The sequence below is a fragment of the Paenibacillus phyllosphaerae genome (genome assembly GCF_014192105.1).
Classification (GTDB): Bacteria; Bacillota; Bacilli; order Paenibacillales; family Paenibacillaceae; genus Paenibacillus_Z; species Paenibacillus_Z phyllosphaerae.
The window spans coordinates 383,788-400,251 of record NZ_JACHXK010000006.1 but is presented as its reverse complement, the minus strand read 5'-3'; the positions used below and the strand labels follow the sequence as shown (position 1 = coordinate 400,251).

18 protein-coding genes are annotated in these 16,464 nt (G+C 51.8%); 6 read left to right on the top strand and 12 right to left on the bottom strand.

Annotation, left to right across the window (positions count from 1 at the left end; genetic code table 11):
- Positions 1-407: 407 nt before the first annotated feature.
- Entirely contained in the window at positions 408-764 is a 357-nt protein-coding gene (locus FHS18_RS35180; protein WP_343060552.1) for a WGxxGxxG family protein, read from the top strand.
- 54 nt (positions 765-818) lie between these two features.
- Here FHS18_RS35180 and FHS18_RS16415 read toward each other — a convergent pair whose 3' ends face one another.
- The 3 genes from FHS18_RS16415 to FHS18_RS16405 all read right to left on the bottom strand — a co-directional run bounded on the left by FHS18_RS16415 (position 819) and on the right by FHS18_RS16405 (position 3,477).
- The gene (locus FHS18_RS16415) at positions 819-1,754 is read right to left on the bottom strand and encodes a manganese-dependent inorganic pyrophosphatase (protein WP_183601141.1); all 936 of its coding nucleotides are present in this window, start codon (positions 1,752-1,754) and stop codon (positions 819-821) included.
- Between the two features lie 87 nt (positions 1,755-1,841).
- Positions 1,842-2,030 carry a hypothetical protein gene (locus FHS18_RS16410; RefSeq protein WP_183601140.1) on the bottom strand — a complete coding sequence of 63 codons (189 nt, stop codon included), beginning with the start codon at positions 2,028-2,030 and terminating at the stop codon, positions 1,842-1,844.
- A 178-nt stretch (positions 2,031-2,208) separates the two neighbouring features.
- Positions 2,209-3,477 carry an erythromycin esterase family protein gene (locus FHS18_RS16405; protein ID WP_183601139.1) on the bottom strand — a complete coding sequence of 423 codons (1,269 nt, stop codon included), beginning with the start codon at positions 3,475-3,477 and terminating at the stop codon, positions 2,209-2,211.
- A gap of 121 nt (positions 3,478-3,598) precedes the next feature.
- Between FHS18_RS16405 and uraA the strand changes: the two genes are divergently transcribed.
- Positions 3,599-4,915 (top strand): uracil permease, encoded by a 1,317-nt coding sequence (uraA, locus tag FHS18_RS16400; RefSeq protein WP_183601138.1) that lies wholly within the window; start codon positions 3,599-3,601, stop codon positions 4,913-4,915.
- Between the two features lie 56 nt (positions 4,916-4,971).
- Here the strand turns inward: uraA and FHS18_RS35175 are convergent, their stop codons facing one another.
- Positions 4,972-5,559 carry an HAD-IA family hydrolase gene (locus FHS18_RS35175; RefSeq protein ID WP_183601137.1) on the bottom strand — a complete coding sequence of 196 codons (588 nt, stop codon included), beginning with the start codon at positions 5,557-5,559 and terminating at the stop codon, positions 4,972-4,974.
- Between the two features lie 375 nt (positions 5,560-5,934).
- Between FHS18_RS35175 and FHS18_RS16390 the strand changes: the two genes are divergently transcribed.
- Positions 5,935-6,708: an SDR family oxidoreductase gene (locus FHS18_RS16390; RefSeq protein WP_183601136.1), complete on the top strand. Its 774-nt coding sequence runs from the start codon at positions 5,935-5,937 to the stop codon at positions 6,706-6,708.
- 77 nt (positions 6,709-6,785) lie between these two features.
- Here FHS18_RS16390 and FHS18_RS16385 read toward each other — a convergent pair whose 3' ends face one another.
- The 4 genes from FHS18_RS16385 to FHS18_RS16370 all read right to left on the bottom strand — a co-directional run bounded on the left by FHS18_RS16385 (position 6,786) and on the right by FHS18_RS16370 (position 9,330).
- Positions 6,786-7,037, bottom strand: a complete 252-nt coding sequence (locus FHS18_RS16385) for a glutaredoxin family protein (protein WP_183601135.1) — start codon at positions 7,035-7,037, stop codon at positions 6,786-6,788.
- A gap of 32 nt (positions 7,038-7,069) precedes the next feature.
- Positions 7,070-8,020 carry a thioredoxin-disulfide reductase gene (trxB, locus tag FHS18_RS16380; protein WP_183601134.1) on the bottom strand — a complete coding sequence of 317 codons (951 nt, stop codon included), beginning with the start codon at positions 8,018-8,020 and terminating at the stop codon, positions 7,070-7,072.
- A gap of 189 nt (positions 8,021-8,209) precedes the next feature.
- Entirely contained in the window at positions 8,210-8,956 is a 747-nt protein-coding gene (locus FHS18_RS16375) for a winged helix-turn-helix transcriptional regulator (RefSeq protein WP_183601133.1), read from the bottom strand.
- A complete protein-coding gene (locus FHS18_RS16370) occupies positions 8,926-9,330 on the bottom strand; it encodes a Fur family transcriptional regulator (protein WP_183601132.1) in 405 nt (134 codons plus the stop codon). Before FHS18_RS16370 ends, FHS18_RS16375 begins: the two co-directional genes overlap by 31 nt.
- A 170-nt stretch (positions 9,331-9,500) precedes the next feature.
- On the opposite strand from FHS18_RS16370, the gene FHS18_RS16365 reads away from it, so the two are divergent.
- Positions 9,501-10,451 carry an L-lactate dehydrogenase gene (locus FHS18_RS16365; protein ID WP_183601131.1) on the top strand — a complete coding sequence of 317 codons (951 nt, stop codon included), beginning with the start codon at positions 9,501-9,503 and terminating at the stop codon, positions 10,449-10,451.
- Positions 10,452-10,513: 62 nt separating this feature from the next.
- Here the strand turns inward: FHS18_RS16365 and FHS18_RS16360 are convergent, their stop codons facing one another.
- From FHS18_RS16360 to FHS18_RS16350, 3 genes are all read right to left on the bottom strand, one after another.
- Positions 10,514-11,188: an NAD(P)H-dependent oxidoreductase gene (locus FHS18_RS16360; RefSeq protein WP_183601130.1), complete on the bottom strand. Its 675-nt coding sequence runs from the start codon at positions 11,186-11,188 to the stop codon at positions 10,514-10,516.
- A 236-nt stretch (positions 11,189-11,424) separates the two neighbouring features.
- Positions 11,425-12,969, bottom strand: coding sequence for an FAD-dependent oxidoreductase (locus FHS18_RS16355; RefSeq protein WP_246427685.1), 1,545 nt, complete (start codon positions 12,967-12,969; stop codon positions 11,425-11,427).
- Between the two features lie 40 nt (positions 12,970-13,009).
- Positions 13,010-13,747 carry a GTP cyclohydrolase II gene (locus tag FHS18_RS16350; RefSeq protein ID WP_183601129.1) on the bottom strand — a complete coding sequence of 246 codons (738 nt, stop codon included), beginning with the start codon at positions 13,745-13,747 and terminating at the stop codon, positions 13,010-13,012.
- Positions 13,748-13,900: 153 nt separating this feature from the next.
- Here FHS18_RS16350 and FHS18_RS16345 point away from each other — a divergent pair, with 153 nt between their 5' ends.
- Positions 13,901-14,239: a L,D-transpeptidase gene (locus FHS18_RS16345; RefSeq protein WP_183601128.1), complete on the top strand. Its 339-nt coding sequence runs from the start codon at positions 13,901-13,903 to the stop codon at positions 14,237-14,239.
- Here the strand turns inward: FHS18_RS16345 and FHS18_RS16340 are convergent.
- A complete protein-coding gene (locus FHS18_RS16340; protein WP_183601127.1) occupies positions 14,223-15,695 on the bottom strand; it encodes an aminotransferase-like domain-containing protein in 1,473 nt (490 codons plus the stop codon). The genes FHS18_RS16345 and FHS18_RS16340 overlap by 17 nt on opposite strands.
- Before the next feature lie 127 nt (positions 15,696-15,822).
- Between FHS18_RS16340 and FHS18_RS16335 the strand changes: the two genes are divergently transcribed.
- Entirely contained in the window at positions 15,823-16,434 is a 612-nt protein-coding gene (locus tag FHS18_RS16335) for a LysE/ArgO family amino acid transporter (protein WP_183601126.1), read from the top strand.
- Positions 16,435-16,464: the final 30 nt, after the last annotated feature.

Here is a 16,464-nt window from a genome sequence, read left to right as displayed (position 1 = left end):
AGCCAGGATCAAACTCTCCATAAAAGGCGGATTGGCTTGCGTGTACAACCGCGAGGTTGGACATGCAGCATTCCGCTACTTCGAAGGAGCTTGTTAGCTCATTACTTAACTAGCTAAAAAACATATCGCTCATTGTTCAGTTTTCAAGGAACAAGTTATGATTGCATTGAACGAGCACCGGCTCGATCAGCATTCATCCAATTCTTTATCGCTTTACTGCTTTTCCGTGTCGCTCTCGCGGCCGGAATTAGAATATACCATAGTCCTTTTATAACATGCAACACTTTTTTGAAATTAATTCAGCAATTTTTGTTTTACTTCAGATTTGAATAGCCGAAGCGTTCATTAAAGCAAACTAAAGTCAGCAAACGTAATCGCTCACCACCACGACTTTGGAGGGATTCTAAATGCAAAAGCTCATAATCCGTGCATGTATGTTCTGCTTGATGTTTATTCTCTTCTTTAGCTTTCCTGCTCTAACCCAAAGCAGACCTATGGACATTACGCCGCCTGCTTCAACGAATGGAGCCGGTTTTGGCAGTACAGATCAATTAGGGGCTTCTGGAAGTACGCCGGGCTTCGTCATTAATCGAAGCGGCGCTTCCCAAGGTGTCTCCACGAGGACGTCTGCAAATTCAGGGTATTCGGCTTATAGCGTACAACCGTTAGCTGCTAATACAGATTCAGATGGCCTCGATTGGGGCTGGTTAGGATTGTTAGGACTACTCGGCCTTGCCGGTCTCCGCTCTAGATCAGCTCACTGAATACGGCAGCAAAACAGCCTGATCATCAGATCAGGCTGTTTTGTATTCCATATCTTAAGCCAATTTGTTGAAAGCTTCTGTAAGAACAGGAACGATTTGCGATTTACGGGATACAACGCCTTTAAGCAGCGCTTGATTGTTCTCCAGCTTCACGCCGTAAGCTTCTTCGACTGCATTCGTTTTGCTGCCAAGCGCCAGGCCAACGGAATCGTTGTTCAGAATATCAGTTACAACGAACAGGAAGAGATCAAGGCCTTTTTCATTGATAATGCCTGTAAGCGCATCTTCCAGTTCAGCTTGACGGGACAGAACATCGTTCACGTCAACGGCGTTAACTTGTGCGATTTCGACTTTAGCTCCACCCATGCTGAATTCTTTAGCGTCAAGGGAGATCAGCTGCGCGATCGTTTTGTCGCTCAGGTCAGCGCCGGCTTTAAGCATGTCCAGGCCATATGTATTAGCGTCAACGCCAGCAATCTCAGCAAGTTCGCGAGCTGCAGCTACGTCTTGCTCCGTGCATGTAGGCGATTTGAAGAGAAGCGAATCGGAGATGATCGCGGACAGCATCAGACCTGCAATGTTTTGCGGGATTTGCTTGCCGTTCTCTTTGTAAAGCTTGTTAAGGATTGTCGCTGTACAGCCCACAGGCTCTGCGCGGAAGTAGAGCGGCGCGCTTGTCTCGAAGTTTGCAACGCGGTGATGGTCGATAACTTCAAGAATTTGAACTTGGTCGATGTCGCTTGCGCTTTGTTGGCGCTCGTTGTGGTCGACAAGGATAACGCCTTTAGCTTCGCCGGCAACTGTCTCTACGAGACGAGGAGCTTCAACCTTGAATGTATCAAGCGCGAATTGCGTTTCGCCGCTCACTGCGCCTAGACGTACTGGCTCAACGTTGAAACCGAGCTGCGTCTTCAGATCTGCATAAGCGATAGCGGAACAGATTGTGTCAGTATCTGGATTTTTGTGTCCAAAGATAAGTACTTTTTCCATAATCTAATAGTCTCCTAACTCAATATATTCGGCGAGAAAAGTATACCGTAGATTGATATTGATAATCAAGACCAGATTACTCGGGATTTATTCATCTTCGCCTTCAATGCTGAAAACGATCGAATCCCGTCTAAATCCGCCTTCAGCCATCGCTTTCTCAAGCTCCGGCTTATCGATAACCTCATACTCATTCGGATTGGTCTGTATGACAAAGTACGACCGATTGCTCTCACGAAAATAGATCTTCGCCTTATCAATAGCATATTGCTTCGTCACGAATCAGTCCCCCATTAACGTCCGAATCATTCCAAGCTGATGAGCCAGTCGGAATGCTGTCCAACCTAGCGATTGAACACCCAAAGTCTCCATCCGATTCTACTCTATTGTAACAAACAGGAAATCGTATTCGATAGGGTCAATAGAATGACTCTTCTTTTGTACAACTGAATGACCACTAAGCAAATGTATATTCGATCGCATGCGGGTGCAAGGCCTTCGTCCGATCGATAAAAATAAAACCGTCGTAACGTTCCGCCATGACAGTGGGCACATAATTACCGTATCGCTCCGCTCTCGGATGATAGATCACGCCGATTGCGCGATGACCAATGCTTTCACCGTAAACCTCCTTGCGGCCGCGAAACTCGATCCAGCAGTCGCCGAGTCCCGTTTCATGTACGGCCTCCTCCCAGCTGCCCTTCATCGCAGGCGGTACCGGCATATGTTCGATGTCGCCGCCCCACTTCTGACTCGCGATAACGCTCCCTTCGTACGTTCCGAAACCAATAGCGTACACTTGTTCATGTCCATACCGCTCGCGGACCAGCTGTCCTACGTTAACCATACCTTCATCCGCCATATCCGTCGCTCTTGCGTCGCCGATATGCGTATTATGCTCCCATACGATAATCTTCGCATCCGGGCCATGGGTAGCCAATAATTTGTCTATCGTCTCGGTCATATGTTCATCGCGGATATTCCACGACTCAGAACCGCCGCGCATCATTGCTCTGTAATACTGTTCGGCATGCACCGCAACGAGGGCGTTCATCTCCAAATTCAGCTCTTGCTCTTCGGCGCCAGGATTAGCCAGCCTTTCCTTACGAATGCTCCGGAGCAACTCCACTACCTCATTCTCGCATGACTCGCTAAGTGAAAAGACAGCTGCCGCACCATAATGCTGCTCATCCCCATGATAAGGTTCGAAACAGCTGAAAGCTTGCAAGGCTTGCTCAAGCTGCGGCGAGTTCGTTTCCTTCAAGTAGCGGATTATCTCATCCATCGATTCCCACAAGCTATAGACATCCAATCCGTAGAAACCGACTTTTGCTTGTTCGGTACGATTCTGGTTAAAAGTATGTAACCAGCCTACAAGCTCCTCGATCTCCTCATTGGCCCACATCCAGGTCGGCCAACGCTTGAAGCTGCCCAAGGCTGCCCGTGCCGACGTTGGCGAGTTGCTGTAATTCTTAATGAAACGATTGACTTCATAACAAGACGGCCAGTCACCTTCAACGGCGATGAGCTGAAATCCTTTCTCTTCGATTAAACGTTTCGTGATCGCCGAACGCACCGAGTAAAATTCCGAGGTTCCGTGAGATGCCTCACCTAATAAGACAATTCTGGATTCGCCGATTGCAGCGACGATCTCATCAAGATCCTTCCCGTCTTGCATGGGAACGGCATCCAGACGAATAGACGGGACTAACACCGATTTGTGCATGACTTATGCCTCCTTTGCGAACGCTCAAAGTATGCCCCGTAACGGGAAGAATAAAAAGGCTGTACTTTTAGCTTTCTTCTGGTAAAATGTTCACGCGGTTTCGACAATATTCTTGTGCTAAATGGAGGAAATCATTGTGCAACGTGTTATTCAGGTGGACGAGCGTCCGCCGCTGCTTCAAACCTTGCCGCTCAGCTTGCAACATTTGTTCGCTATGTTCGGCTCTACCGTGCTTGTTCCGGTCCTGTTCGGCGTAAATGCCGCAACGATCCTGCTTATGAACGGTATCGGCACCCTGCTTTATTTGCTCATCTGCAAAGGTAAAATTCCAGCTTACCTCGGGTCGAGCTTCGCTTTCTTATCCCCTGTATTCGCAGCCCTCGAAGGCGATACAGCGAACAATTACCCTTATGTACTGGGCGCATTCATCGTCGTCGGCGCGGTGTTTACGATATTCGGGCTGATCGTCCAAGCTGTCGGTACCAAATGGATCGACGTTATCTTCCCGCCAGCTGCGATGGGCGCCATCGTCGCCGTTATCGGCCTCGAGCTTGTCCCGACCGCTGCAGGGATGGCAGGATGGATTAAGGACCCGAGCTCCGATCCGACACTGGCCTGGAGTCCCGATCCGAAGTCGGTTATCGTTTCGGTAGCTACGCTTCTCATCATTATTCTGGGAAATGTGCTCTTCCGCGGCTTTATGAAAATCATTCCAATCCTCATCGGCTTCATTGCCGGTTATGTATTGGCATGGGCACTCGGCATCGTCGACTTTTCCGGTGTATCGGAAGCAAACTTCTTCGCAGCACCCGAGTTTACGCTTCCAAAATTCAAGCTCGCTACGATCCTTATCATCTTGCCGGCTGCGCTTGTCGTCATAGCCGAACATATTGGACATTTGATTGTTACCGAGAATATTACGGGACGGCCGTTAACCAAAAATCCGGGCCTGCACCGTTCGTTGCTCGGTAACGGAATCTCTACGATGATCTCCGGTTTCGTCGGCTCCACACCGAACACGACCTATGGCGAGAATATCGGCGTTATGACTTTAACCCGCGTATACTCGGTCTTCGTAATCGGCGGTGCCGCTGTGCTGGCAATTGTGCTGTCCTTCCTTGGTAAGCTATCCGCGATCATCTCGGCTGTCCCTTCTCCTGTGCTTGGCGGTGTATCACTTATGCTGTTCGGCGTCATCGCGGTTGCGGGTATCCGTATGCTCGTGGAGACGAAAGTGGATTACGGCAAGCCGCAAAATATTATTCTCACTACGGTTGTCTTCGTGTTAGGGATAAGCGGCACGAAGCTGACTTGGGGGAATTTTGAATTGAAGGGGATGGTGCTGGCAACAGTGGCAGCCATCGTCCTGAGCTTGTTCTTCAAACTGATCGAGGTGCTGAAGCTAAGTAACGAGCAGCCAGAGCATCCGACCAAATAATAAAAGCAGCATCTCTTCGGTTTATCATCAACCTTGGAGATGCTGCTTTTTTTGTGCTAGATCTTTGCTTTGGCATCGACGAAATCGATCCACTTGTTCTCCGGGTCAGCGATTAAGCCCGCCCAGCCAATCGCTCTGCCCTGCTCCAAATTACGCTCGTGATCATCGACGAAAATGACTTCGGCCCCGGATGGCAGTGTATTGGATAGCCGCGTGAAAAGGTCAGGATTGGGCTTGGCTAACCCCGCTTCACTTGAAATGGTGATACTCTTGAAGCAGCTAAGATACGGCTGAAGCACCGGAAGCAGCCACTCGGTCCGATGATTGCTGAGCAGATGAAGGTCCATGGTCCGACTCCATTCCTGGAGCCGCAGAGCGGCTGGCAGATACGTCAGATTGGCCGTCAATCGCTCCCTGGCGTAATCGATGACGATAGATGGCCCAGCTTGCGAGAGCCATGTCCAGAATGCCGGTTCCGTCACCTTTCCGGACCATAAGGAAGCGCTCAACGATTGCTTATATTGGCCGACCAACTCGGCTTCATTGAGTTGACCATGTGCGGCGATCTCCTGCCAGAATCCCGGAGTAAGGTTCGTTACGATCACCCCGCCGGCATCCAATACTAACTGTATTCTCTCACTCACAAACGGCTCGCCTGCCTCTATCAATAGGATGGAATGATTATAGGACGATCGGAATAATGAAGCAACCAATCAAGATTATCTGGAATTTGGTGGAAAACGGTTCCGCGTCATGTTACAATGCGATAGGAGATGAATGAGAGGAGAATGACATCGACATGTGGATCTTGTAATGGCCGTTCGAAACACAGCTTAGCTTATCCGCGCTTCACGCTGAAGCATAGCGGGTGAAGTCTGTCTATTTCGACCATTACAAGGGTTGCACTGCGACGTCATTATTACGTCATGCGGGTGCCTTTGCGGCGCCTTTTTTATTTGGCATGGCAATTCTCATCTCTATTGACGTCCCAGCTCACCCTACAAGGAGAGCGATCATTCATGAATCGATTACAAGGGCAAATCGTATTAATAACTGGAGCAAGCCGCGCAAGCGGGATCGGCGGCGCAATCTGTAAGGCCATGGCGGCCGAAGGAGCCGATATTTTCTTTACGCATTACACGCCTTATGACCATCAGCTGCAATACGAAGATGCCGATCATGAATGGCCGGACCGCCTGATCACGGAATTGCGGGAATACCATGTTCGTGCCGCCCATATCGAATGGGATTTGGCAACGGCTGATCCTGAACGGTTAATCAGTCACGTTGAGCAACTGTTTGGTACACCGACCATTCTCGTGAACAATGCAACACACTGTCAGGAAGTCGATCATGAAGCGCTATCAGCCGCCATCCTCGATCAGCATTATGCCGTGAATATACGGGGAACTTGCATGTTATCCATCGCTTGGGCCAAACGGTTGAAGGGCCATGCCAGCGGCCGCATGATCAATCTCGTGTCCGGACAGGATAAGAGCCCCATGCCTGGCAATCTGGCCTATGTAGCGACCAAGGGCGCTATCTCCGCCTTCACCCGCTCTCTTGCAGCGGAGCTTGCAGCCCATAGCATCACAGTCAATGCCGTCGACCCGGGACCGACCGACACGGGTTGGATGACGAATGACATCAAGAACTTCCTGCTGCCGAAGTTTCCAATGGGACGAATCGGTCTGCCCTCGGATGCCGCTAAGCTGATCACCTTCTTGGCAAGCGAGGAAGCTGCTTGGGTCACCGGGCAGATTATTCACTCCGATGGCGGTTACTGGGATTAAAAATAAATAAAAGGCCTGCGGGATAAGCAAGCGCAATATTGCGCGCTGCTGCCGCAGGCCTTTTTCGTTATGGACGATTAGTTCGCTTCTTGTTGTGCCGCGATCGCTTTGTTCAACTGCGTCTGGTTGAAGCCCAGAATCTTGGACTCGCCAATGACGGTTACTGGAACAGAACGCATGCCCGTGTTCCACAATTCTTCAGCATATGCCTCATTCTGGTCGATATTGCGTTCTTCGAACGCTACGCCTTTATCCGTCAGGAATTGCTTTACATTCTTGCAGTAATTGCAGTGTGTGCTGGTATAGATAATCGCATTCGCGTTAGACATAGTTATCGCTCCTTTTATAGTGGGATATTAGTTTAGGCGTGTGCCAATTTCTCTGCTTCCGCTTCTTCCAAGAAACGTTCGCAATCCAATGCAGCCATGCAGCCCGATCCCGCGGCGCTGATCGCCTGGCGGTAGCGGCTGTCTTGTACGTCGCCGCAAGCAAATACGCCTGGAACATTCGTATATGTCGTGCCTGGTTGAACGAGCAGGTAGCCCGTTTCGTCGGTGTTCAGCTGACCATCAAGGAATTTGGTGTTCGGCGTATGGCCGATTGCGATGAAGATCCCTTGCGTTTCGATGATTTCTTCTTCGCCTGTCTCGTTGTTCAGCACTTTCAGACCTTTGACGCCATTGTCGTCAGCTACGACTTCAAGCGGCGTACGGTTCAGCGCCCACGATACTTTCTCGTTCGCTCTTGCACGGTCCTGCATGATCTTCGAAGCGCGAAGCTCAGTACGACGGTTAACCAGTACGACTTCCGATGCAAAACGAGTCAGGAAGTTCGCTTCCTCCATTGCCGAGTCGCCGCCGCCGACAACGATAATTTTCTTCCCGCGGAAGAAGAAGCCGTCACACGTTGCGCATGTGCTGACGCCGCGTCCAACATTCTCGCGCTCGCCTGGGATACCAAGATATTTTGCGGAGGCACCAGTCGATACGATAATGGATTCTGCTTGCAGCTCGCCAATGCCTTCCACATTCAAGGTGAATGGACGCTTGGAAAGGTCAACGCTGTTCACCCAGCCGGAACGGAATTCCGCACCGAAACGTTCTGCCTGTTGGCGCATGTTGGCCATCAGCTCTGGACCCATGATACCGTCCGGGAAGCCCGGGAAGTTCTCAACTTCAGTCGTCGTCGTCAATTGGCCGCCTGGCTCCGGACCTTCGATAACAAGCGGGCTCAGGTTAGCGCGCGCCAAGTAAATTGCGGATGTCAGACCTCCAGGGCCGGTACCGATAATAATCGTCTTGTAAACTGTCATAGTAATTGCCTCCATCTCATATGTTTCTTACCCATAAATTTATACTTAGTTTAACTCTCGTGCTCACAATCAAAGAATACCATTCACGAGCGTTCATCTGCATGAAGGGTTTATGAAGACAAAATGAAACCTTCATGAAGGATCCATGAAGGTTTGATGAAGAGTATAGAACTCGTAAACATGATCCGATTATTCGGCCATTCGGTAGCCAACTCCGCGTACCGTAACAATATAATGAGGGTTCTTCGGATCATCCCCGAGCTTATGCCGCAAACTCTTAATATGCACATCGACGGAGTTGCTGCCCCCGAAGTAACCATCGCCCCAGATGCGTTCCATTATATCTTGACGAGTCAACACGCTGCCGCCGCTTGTTAGGAGCGCCTTGAGCATATCGAACTCGGTCTTCGTCAGGTTGATTGGCTGACCGCTGCGTTGCACGATCATCCTTTTGAGGTCGACGGTGATGTCTTTCATCACCAGCTGCTCCGCGTTATCTGGCAGTACGGCAACAGCGGGAGAGCCTTGATCGGCAAGCTTCTCAATCACTTCTAGCGCCGTCTCTACCGGCTGCGGCCAGTGCATTGCCTCTGCTCCGCCCACATCCGCGCCTTCTTCCGCCACAAGCAACAGCTGCTTCCCGTTGCCGGATAACTGCAGCTTCTCCCCTACCTGGCCGCGCGTACGGTCCAGTACCAACAGGTCGGCTTGGAGCATAGTCAGTGCGGGATCATTCTCATGATGAAACACCAGCACGTCGTAACACTTCTCCGTAAGCGCCGCGACGAGCGTACGCAGCGATCCTGGCAGCGGGCTAATGATGATGACCCGCTTCGTCGTATCGCAGAATTCGCCTTCTTGATACGTGTCATTCCATTCAGGAAGCGACTGAGCAGACGGTTCGATCACTGAACTGCTCTCTTCTGCTCTTTGCATGCCGGACACTCCCCTTTAAACAAGATTTGTTCCTCGCTGATCGAATAACCTGTCGCGCGGGCGATCTTATCCACCCATTCTCGAGGCGCTTCGATCAGCACTTCATCTAACCGCCCGCATATATTGCAAAGGACATGCTGATGATCGTCCATTCGCGCGTCATATCGGCTGGCGTCCCCCTCCAGCTTCAGCTCGCGAATCATGCCCTCTTCTGTCAAATATCGTAAAGAATTATATACTGTAGCGTAGGCAAAGCTGCAGCCTCTTATCTTCAATCGATCCATAATTTCGGAAGCCGTCGGATGATCGGATGAGACCATTACGATATCATAAATCGTTCTCCTGGGCGTTGTAAGCTGACCTTTCCGGCTCATTACAGTTACCCTCCATTGTTAAACATAGATAAATTTTATTCCCTCCCTCTTCCGGTGTCAATGGACGACTAGCAATTATTGTGTTATTTTTCATCACATCATAATGACAAAACCATAACTCTCCCTCATATACTGTAAGAAATCGACAAAAGAGCGGAGGTCTGACGATCATGACAAGCAAGACGCGCAAGGTGGCCATCGTCGGGGTCGGATTTGTGGGGGCAAGCTGCGCCTATTCGCTGATCAATCAATCGGTCTGCGATGAGATCGTCCTTATCGGCCGTACGCCAGATCGAGCGAAAGCCCAAGCATTAGACCTTTCCCATTGTATGGATTTCACATATACACGCACTAAAATACGCGCGGGCACCTACTCCGATTGCGGCGATGCGGACATCGTGATCCTATGCGCCGGCGCCAATCCGATTCCGGGCGGGACGCGGCTCGACCTGCTGGATAGCTCCTATTCCATTTACAAATCGATCATACCAAGCATCATGGGACACGGTTTTGATGGCATATTTGTTGCGGCAGCGAACCCGGTAGACATCGTAACTTACATGGTATGGAAATTATCCGGGTTGCCTCGCAGCCGCGTGATCGGCACAGGAACTTCGATCGACTCCTCTCGGCTTAAGACCTTATTGTCCGAATCTCTGCCGGTCGATCCGCGCAGCGTGAACGGTTACGTCCTGGGCGAGCATGGCGAGTCCCAATTCCCTGCCTGGTCGCATGTCACGATCGGAGGCAAGCCGTTCCTGGACATTCTCGCCCAACACCCGCAGCGATTCGGCCATCTTAAGCTGGATGAGATTGCGGACAAGACCCGCAATGCCGGCTGGGAGATTCTTCAGGGCAAAGGTTCCACCCATTACGGCATCGCCAATGCCATCGCCGCCATCGTACGTTCGATACTGAATGACGACTATAAAGTCATAGCGGTCTCCGCCATACTCGATGGCGAATACGGCATGTCGGATGTCTGCTTGGGCGTGCCAGCCATTCTGACGAGATTAGGCATCGCCGAGTTCGTCGAGCTTAATCTGTCCGTCAAGGAACAGCAGCAATTAGCCTACTCCGGTTCCGTGATCCGCAAGGCGATGGACGCCGTCAATCTGTAGAGCCAATCATGCCGATAAAAAAATCGTTAGCCCAGTTCCTCCACAGAACTGGGCTAACGTCGTTATTTGATCCATTGGACAACTTCTTCCATTGGTCTGCGCGTCTTCGGACGCTTCGGCTCCTGGGAGCGGTAACCGAATGCAACCATGACGGATATGTCCAGCTTGCCATCCTCCAGCAAGCCTTCATCCTCGAAGATCTGATGGACTTTATCGAAGTTGAATCCTTCGATCGGACAAGAATCGATGCCGAGCAGCGCTGCCGCGGTCATCATGTTCGCTAGCGCAATATAGGTCTGCTTCGACGACCAGTCGAAAAGAGCGCGGTCGCTGTCGAGCAGATGGAAGTCATTCTCCTGGAACTCCTTATAGATAACAGGCACCTTCGCAAGAATAGCCTCAGGCATTTGTTTAATCTCGCGGCAAATATAATCGACATAATCGGAATCATACCGAACGTTGCGTCTTGCCAGAATGGCGACATAGTGGCTTGCGGTAGGAAGCTGCTTCTGCGCGCCCCAAGAAGCCTCGCGGATCCGTTCTCTTAGCGCCGGATTCTGGATCACCACGAATTGCCACGGCTCATAGCCGACGGAACTCGGCGACAATCGCCCCGCTTCCAAGATCACCTCGAAATCTTCATCCGAAATGGTGCGGGATGGATCGAATTCCTTCGTCGCATGCCGCAGATAGAATGCCTCCATAAGCTGCTGTCTAATGAATGCCTGCTCACTCATTCTCTTCACAATCTCCTTCCCATATTGACGGTGACGGCGTTCTTCTATCCTATTCGATTAGGAATAAACCGGCAAGAAGGCACATTCGTGTAACCTTGCATGGGGAGATATGCTTCATCGCCATAGCACTTTGATCCGCGTCGCAAAAAAATCCCGCTGCGCCGTATGAGCGAGCGGGATTGGCGTGATTATTGACAGGCAACGTCATAGACGAAGCAACGCAGCCAATCAGGGGTCTAGCGATATACCCGTTGCAGCGGCTCGTGAGCGGGCCCCTCCATAACTTCGCCCTTGTAGCTGAACCGAGAGCCGTGGCAAGGGCAGTCCCAGCTTCGCTCCCCATCGTTCCACTCGACTTCGCACCCCATATGGGTGCAGGTCGTATCCACCATATGAAGCGCCCCTTCATCATCACGGTAAGCGCCTGCCCGTTTGCCGCCGATTGTGACGACTCCTCCTTCACCATTGGCCAGATCATCCGGCGACTGGCGCACGAGTTCCACTTTGCCTGCGACCAGATTCTTGAAGACGTCGGCATTCTGGACGATCGCATTTTTCACGTCGGGAATAAGATGGAACCGCTGCGGAGTGAAGAGCTCCTGATACGGGTTCGAGCGTTCGAGCACGTAATCCGTCAATAACTGCGCTGCAGCCTGAGAATTGCTCATCCCCCATTTCGCGAACCCGGTCGCAACTAGAATACGTGGCTTGTCCTCCGTCAACTGGCCGATATAGGGCAGCTTATCGAGTGTCGTTAAGTCCTGCGCCGACCAGCGGTACGGGATCGATTCGACTTGAAAATGCTTCAGCGCAAAATCGCGCAGCGACTCATAGTAATCAATCGTGCAGATGCCTTGGCCGGTCTTGTGGTTGCCGCCGCCTACCAGCAGCAATTGTTGGCCGTCTTCCACCTCCGCCAGCCGGAGCGAGCGCTTCGGATCCTCTGCACTCAAATACATGCCGCCAGGATACGTCATCTGCGAACGAACGGCCAATACATACGAGCGTTCTGCATGGAGCCTAGCGAAGTACAAGCCGTGTTTATCGTAGAAAGGGAAGTGCGAGCAGATCAGCACATGGTCGGCCATTATGCGCAAGCCGCGCTCCGTCACCACCGTCGGCCGCGGTCCATCCTCATCGATACGAGAGACGGCCGTCCGGTCGTACAGCAGTCCCCCGGCCTGCGTAATCAGTGAGGCGAGCGCCGACAAGTAACGTAGCGGATGAAAACGGGCTTGTCCCTTCATCACGACGGCTCCATGATTCGGAAGCTGCAGTGGAATCGACTCCACGAATCCGCCTGGTATGCCCAGTTTGGCGTAAGCGTCGGCTTCTTTATTCAGTTTCTTCAAGCTATCGACAGACTGCGCGTAGACATAGGCGTCTTCTTCCACGTACCCGCAGTCGATTCCATGCTCGTCAATAATCTGTTTCAGCAGATTCATGCCATCACGGTTGGCCTCGTAATATTGACGCGCAGCTTCCTCGCTATGGCTGTGAATGAGCTGGTCAAAAATAAGATCATGTTGTGCGGTCAATTTGGCCGTCGTATGGCCGGTTGTGCCGCTAAACAGCGAGTCGGCTTCGACTAGCGCGACTTTCACCCCGGCTTTGGATAACAGATAAGCCGTCGTAATGCCTGTGATCCCGCCGCCCACTATGGCTACGTCGACGGTGAGATTATTGTCCAGCGCACCGCAGTCAGGCACTGATGAGGATTCGCGCCAATACGACTTCGGCATGTCCGGGAGTTGCTTCAATGTTTCGCTGTTCATTGACATTAAGTTCGCCTCCTTATGCTTTCTACCGTATTACCCGAATTCAATCGTTACAGCACCCTTCTTCCAGATGGCCGGAACGGTTTATTTTGGTCTGCAAATATTTTTCATTGTACTCGGACACATCGCCCCAGAGAGGAACGCGTTCCTGAACGGCCATACCGGCTTCGCGCAGCGCTTCAATCTTGCGCGGATTGTTCGTAATGAGCTGAACCGGCTTAGCGCGGAGCTTCTGCAGCACCGCGATCGCATCGGCGTAACTCCGAGCATCGTCGACGAATCCGAGATTCAGATTGGCCTCGACCGTGTCATAGCCATTCTCTTGCAGAACATAAGCCATCGCTTTGCTGAACAGTCCGATACCTCGGCCCTCATGATTCGCCAGATAGAACAGCGCGCCTGCACCATGGTCGACGATCATCTGCAGCGCCTGATTAAGCTGGTAGCCGCAGTCGCAGCGTTTGCTGCCGAAGATATCGCCGGTATGGCAGATGCTGTGCATACGAATAAGCACCTCTTCCGCCTGCTCGAAGTCGCCATATACCAATACGCTCGATTGCTGCTTTTCGGCCAAATTTGAATTCGACAGCTTTTCGATCATGGTCTCCGCGTTGTAGGTCACCTCATCGCACAACAGCCAGCAATACCATTGGAAAGGCACGGTGACGCCATTCAGGTTAATCGGCAGGTTGATCGGCCCGACCAGATAGATCGCCTTACCGTCGCGCGGGACCAGCCTGATTTTATGATCCAAAATCGAATGCACCTGTGAAGTTACCATTCGCTATTCGTCCTCCTACAGTTCCAGTTCCCATCTATTATGCCAAAGGATTCCTTCCTTTATGACTATGGAAGCGGAAAGTACGAAGGGCATCTGTCTTGTACAGGCGAGGGTACGATCTGCATACGTTACCTACAAGGAGGGATTCGCGACATGCCGAATTATCGCATCATTGTAGATCTATCTGACCGGATGCTGCATCTGCTGGACGGCAATCGGGTAACGCGCAGCTTCAAGGTAGGAATCGGTCGCATGCTGACCAAGACCCCTGTGGGCGAATATACGATTATTAACAAACAGGAGAATCCCGGCGGCCCCTACGGCGCCATGTGGATGGGATTATCCAAGCCGCACTACGGCATTCATGGGACGAATGATCCTTCATCGATCGGACGCCTATCTTCGCATGGCTGCATTCGCATGTACAATAATGAAGTCGTGGAGCTGTCCAAACTGGTTCCGATTCATACGCGCGTTACGATTCGTCAATAGGTCCCCTAAGAAGGGTACGGATCAAACCGCTTAAGGTACGAATGCCGTACTCGAGATCCACTGCCGTGGCGTATGCATACGAAATCCTCAAATGCTGGCTCGTGTGACGGTCATAGATGATACCCGGATTGAGCAAAATGCCTTCCTGCCTCGCAAGCTCGAACAACCGGACCATCGGGACGTCGCCCGATAGCTTCATCCAGATATAAAAACCGCCTTGCGGCTTGTTCCATTGGGCGATCCCCCCGCAATACTGTTCAAGCAGCTGCAGCGCCCTATCCCGCCTTGCACGCAGCGCCAGACGAAGCTCAGCAAGGTGCGCCTCATAAGCGCCGCTTCTAAGCCATTCCTCCGCCACCATCTGGGAGAGCGAGCTGGCGCCATAATCCGTTTGCATTTTGATATCGGCAAGCCGGGCGATGACGGGTTCTGGCCCGGTAATCCAGCCGATCCGCAGGCCAGGGCTGACGGTCTTCGAGAAACTTCCCACATATAACACCATGCCTTCCGGATCGCGCGCCTTCAATGGAGCTGGCGGGGGCGCATCGAACCATAGATCCCGGTACACATCATCCTCGATGATCGGAAGCCGTTCTTGCCGGCAAATTTGCGCTAGCTCGGAGCGCCGACGATCGGTCATAACGGTGCCTGTCGGGTTATGAAAGCTAGGAATCGTATACAGCAAGGAAGCTGCCGTCTGCTGACGATAGTGCGGCAACAGGGACGCGCGCAAGCCCTCATCATCCATCGGAATTCCGGATACCTGCATTCCTGCCGCCTGAAAAACATGGATCGAGTTCGCATAGGACGGGTTCTCGATGAGAACGGTAGATCCCCGTTCCAACAGTCCCATCGCAATTAGCTGCAGTGCCTGTAGTGCCCCTGATACGATAAGGATCGATGAGGCGGAGCCGTGAATGCCGGCGCGTCCCATGTGCTCGGCTATTGCTTGCCTTAACCGCGCATTCCCTCTCCCCTCCTCGTAACCTAACCATAACGGACCTTGTGAGAGCCGGCTGAGGATTTGCTGCATGCCTCGCTGCGGGAGCAGCTCACTCGACAGCTCCCCGGTACCCAAACGGATGATACCCGGCTGGAATTCAGCTTCATTAATGTCCTGCACAAGTTTCAGATTGGGACGATGATTCCCTGCCTCTACATAGTGTAGCCAATTGAGCGGAGGCTTCGCCGCCAATACGCTCCAAGTCGTATTCACGACATACGTTCCGCCTCCTGCCCTACCTTCTAACAAACCCATCGCCGTCAGTTCCTCAATCGCGGCCACAACCGTACTGCGATTCACCTTCAGGTTAGCGGCCAAATCCCGCTGCGATGGGATCCGCATTCCGACGGACCATTCGCCGTCTTCAATCTTCGATTTTACGAAGCGGACAAGCTGCATATGCAGCGGCTCTGGCGAAGAGCGGTCCAGGAACCAATCCAACCGGTCACTCATGCTCGCCCACCTCCTTGGCAACTAGTATATCGTTTGGTTGGTCAGATGACCAACCAATGGTTGGAGACATAAGCCTATGATCGATTTACAATGAGGTACATCGCTGCTCAGGAGGACTAATATACCGATGATTTCTATTATTATCCATGCCTCATTACTCGCATTTAGTTTGATCGTGCCGTTAGGGGTACAAAATGTTTTCGTATTCAATCAAGGAGCTGTACAGCAGCGATATGTGATGGCCTTGCCTGTCGTTCTGACAGCCGCCTTATGTGATATGATTCTGATCGCTCTGGCGGTATCGGGACTTTCGCTAGTCTTGCTCATTCAAGACAGCATCCGAGTGTTGCTCACCTGCGGGGGAATCGTGTTCTTGATTGTGATGGGTCGTGCAACATGGAGGAGTGAGCCGGCCGCAGCGGAAGAAGAAAACAAGCCGATTACGATGCGCAAACAAATTATATTCGCTGCATCCGTCTCACTGCTTAACCCGCATGCCATTCTGGATACGGTAGGCGTCATCGGAACTAATTCGCTGCAGTATACAGGACAAGATAAGCTGGTGTTTGCAGTTACATGCATGATCGTCTCGCTTATCTGGTTCACCTCGCTAGCGCTAGCGGGACGGGTTATCGGCAGACTTGACGGATCTGGACGATTCATCCGCATCATGAACAAGCTCTCCGCGATTATGATGTGGGCCATTGCCGTCTATATGCTCGTGACGCTGTTGCTATAACACGAATAAGGCTCTAATCGCCTGATGAGC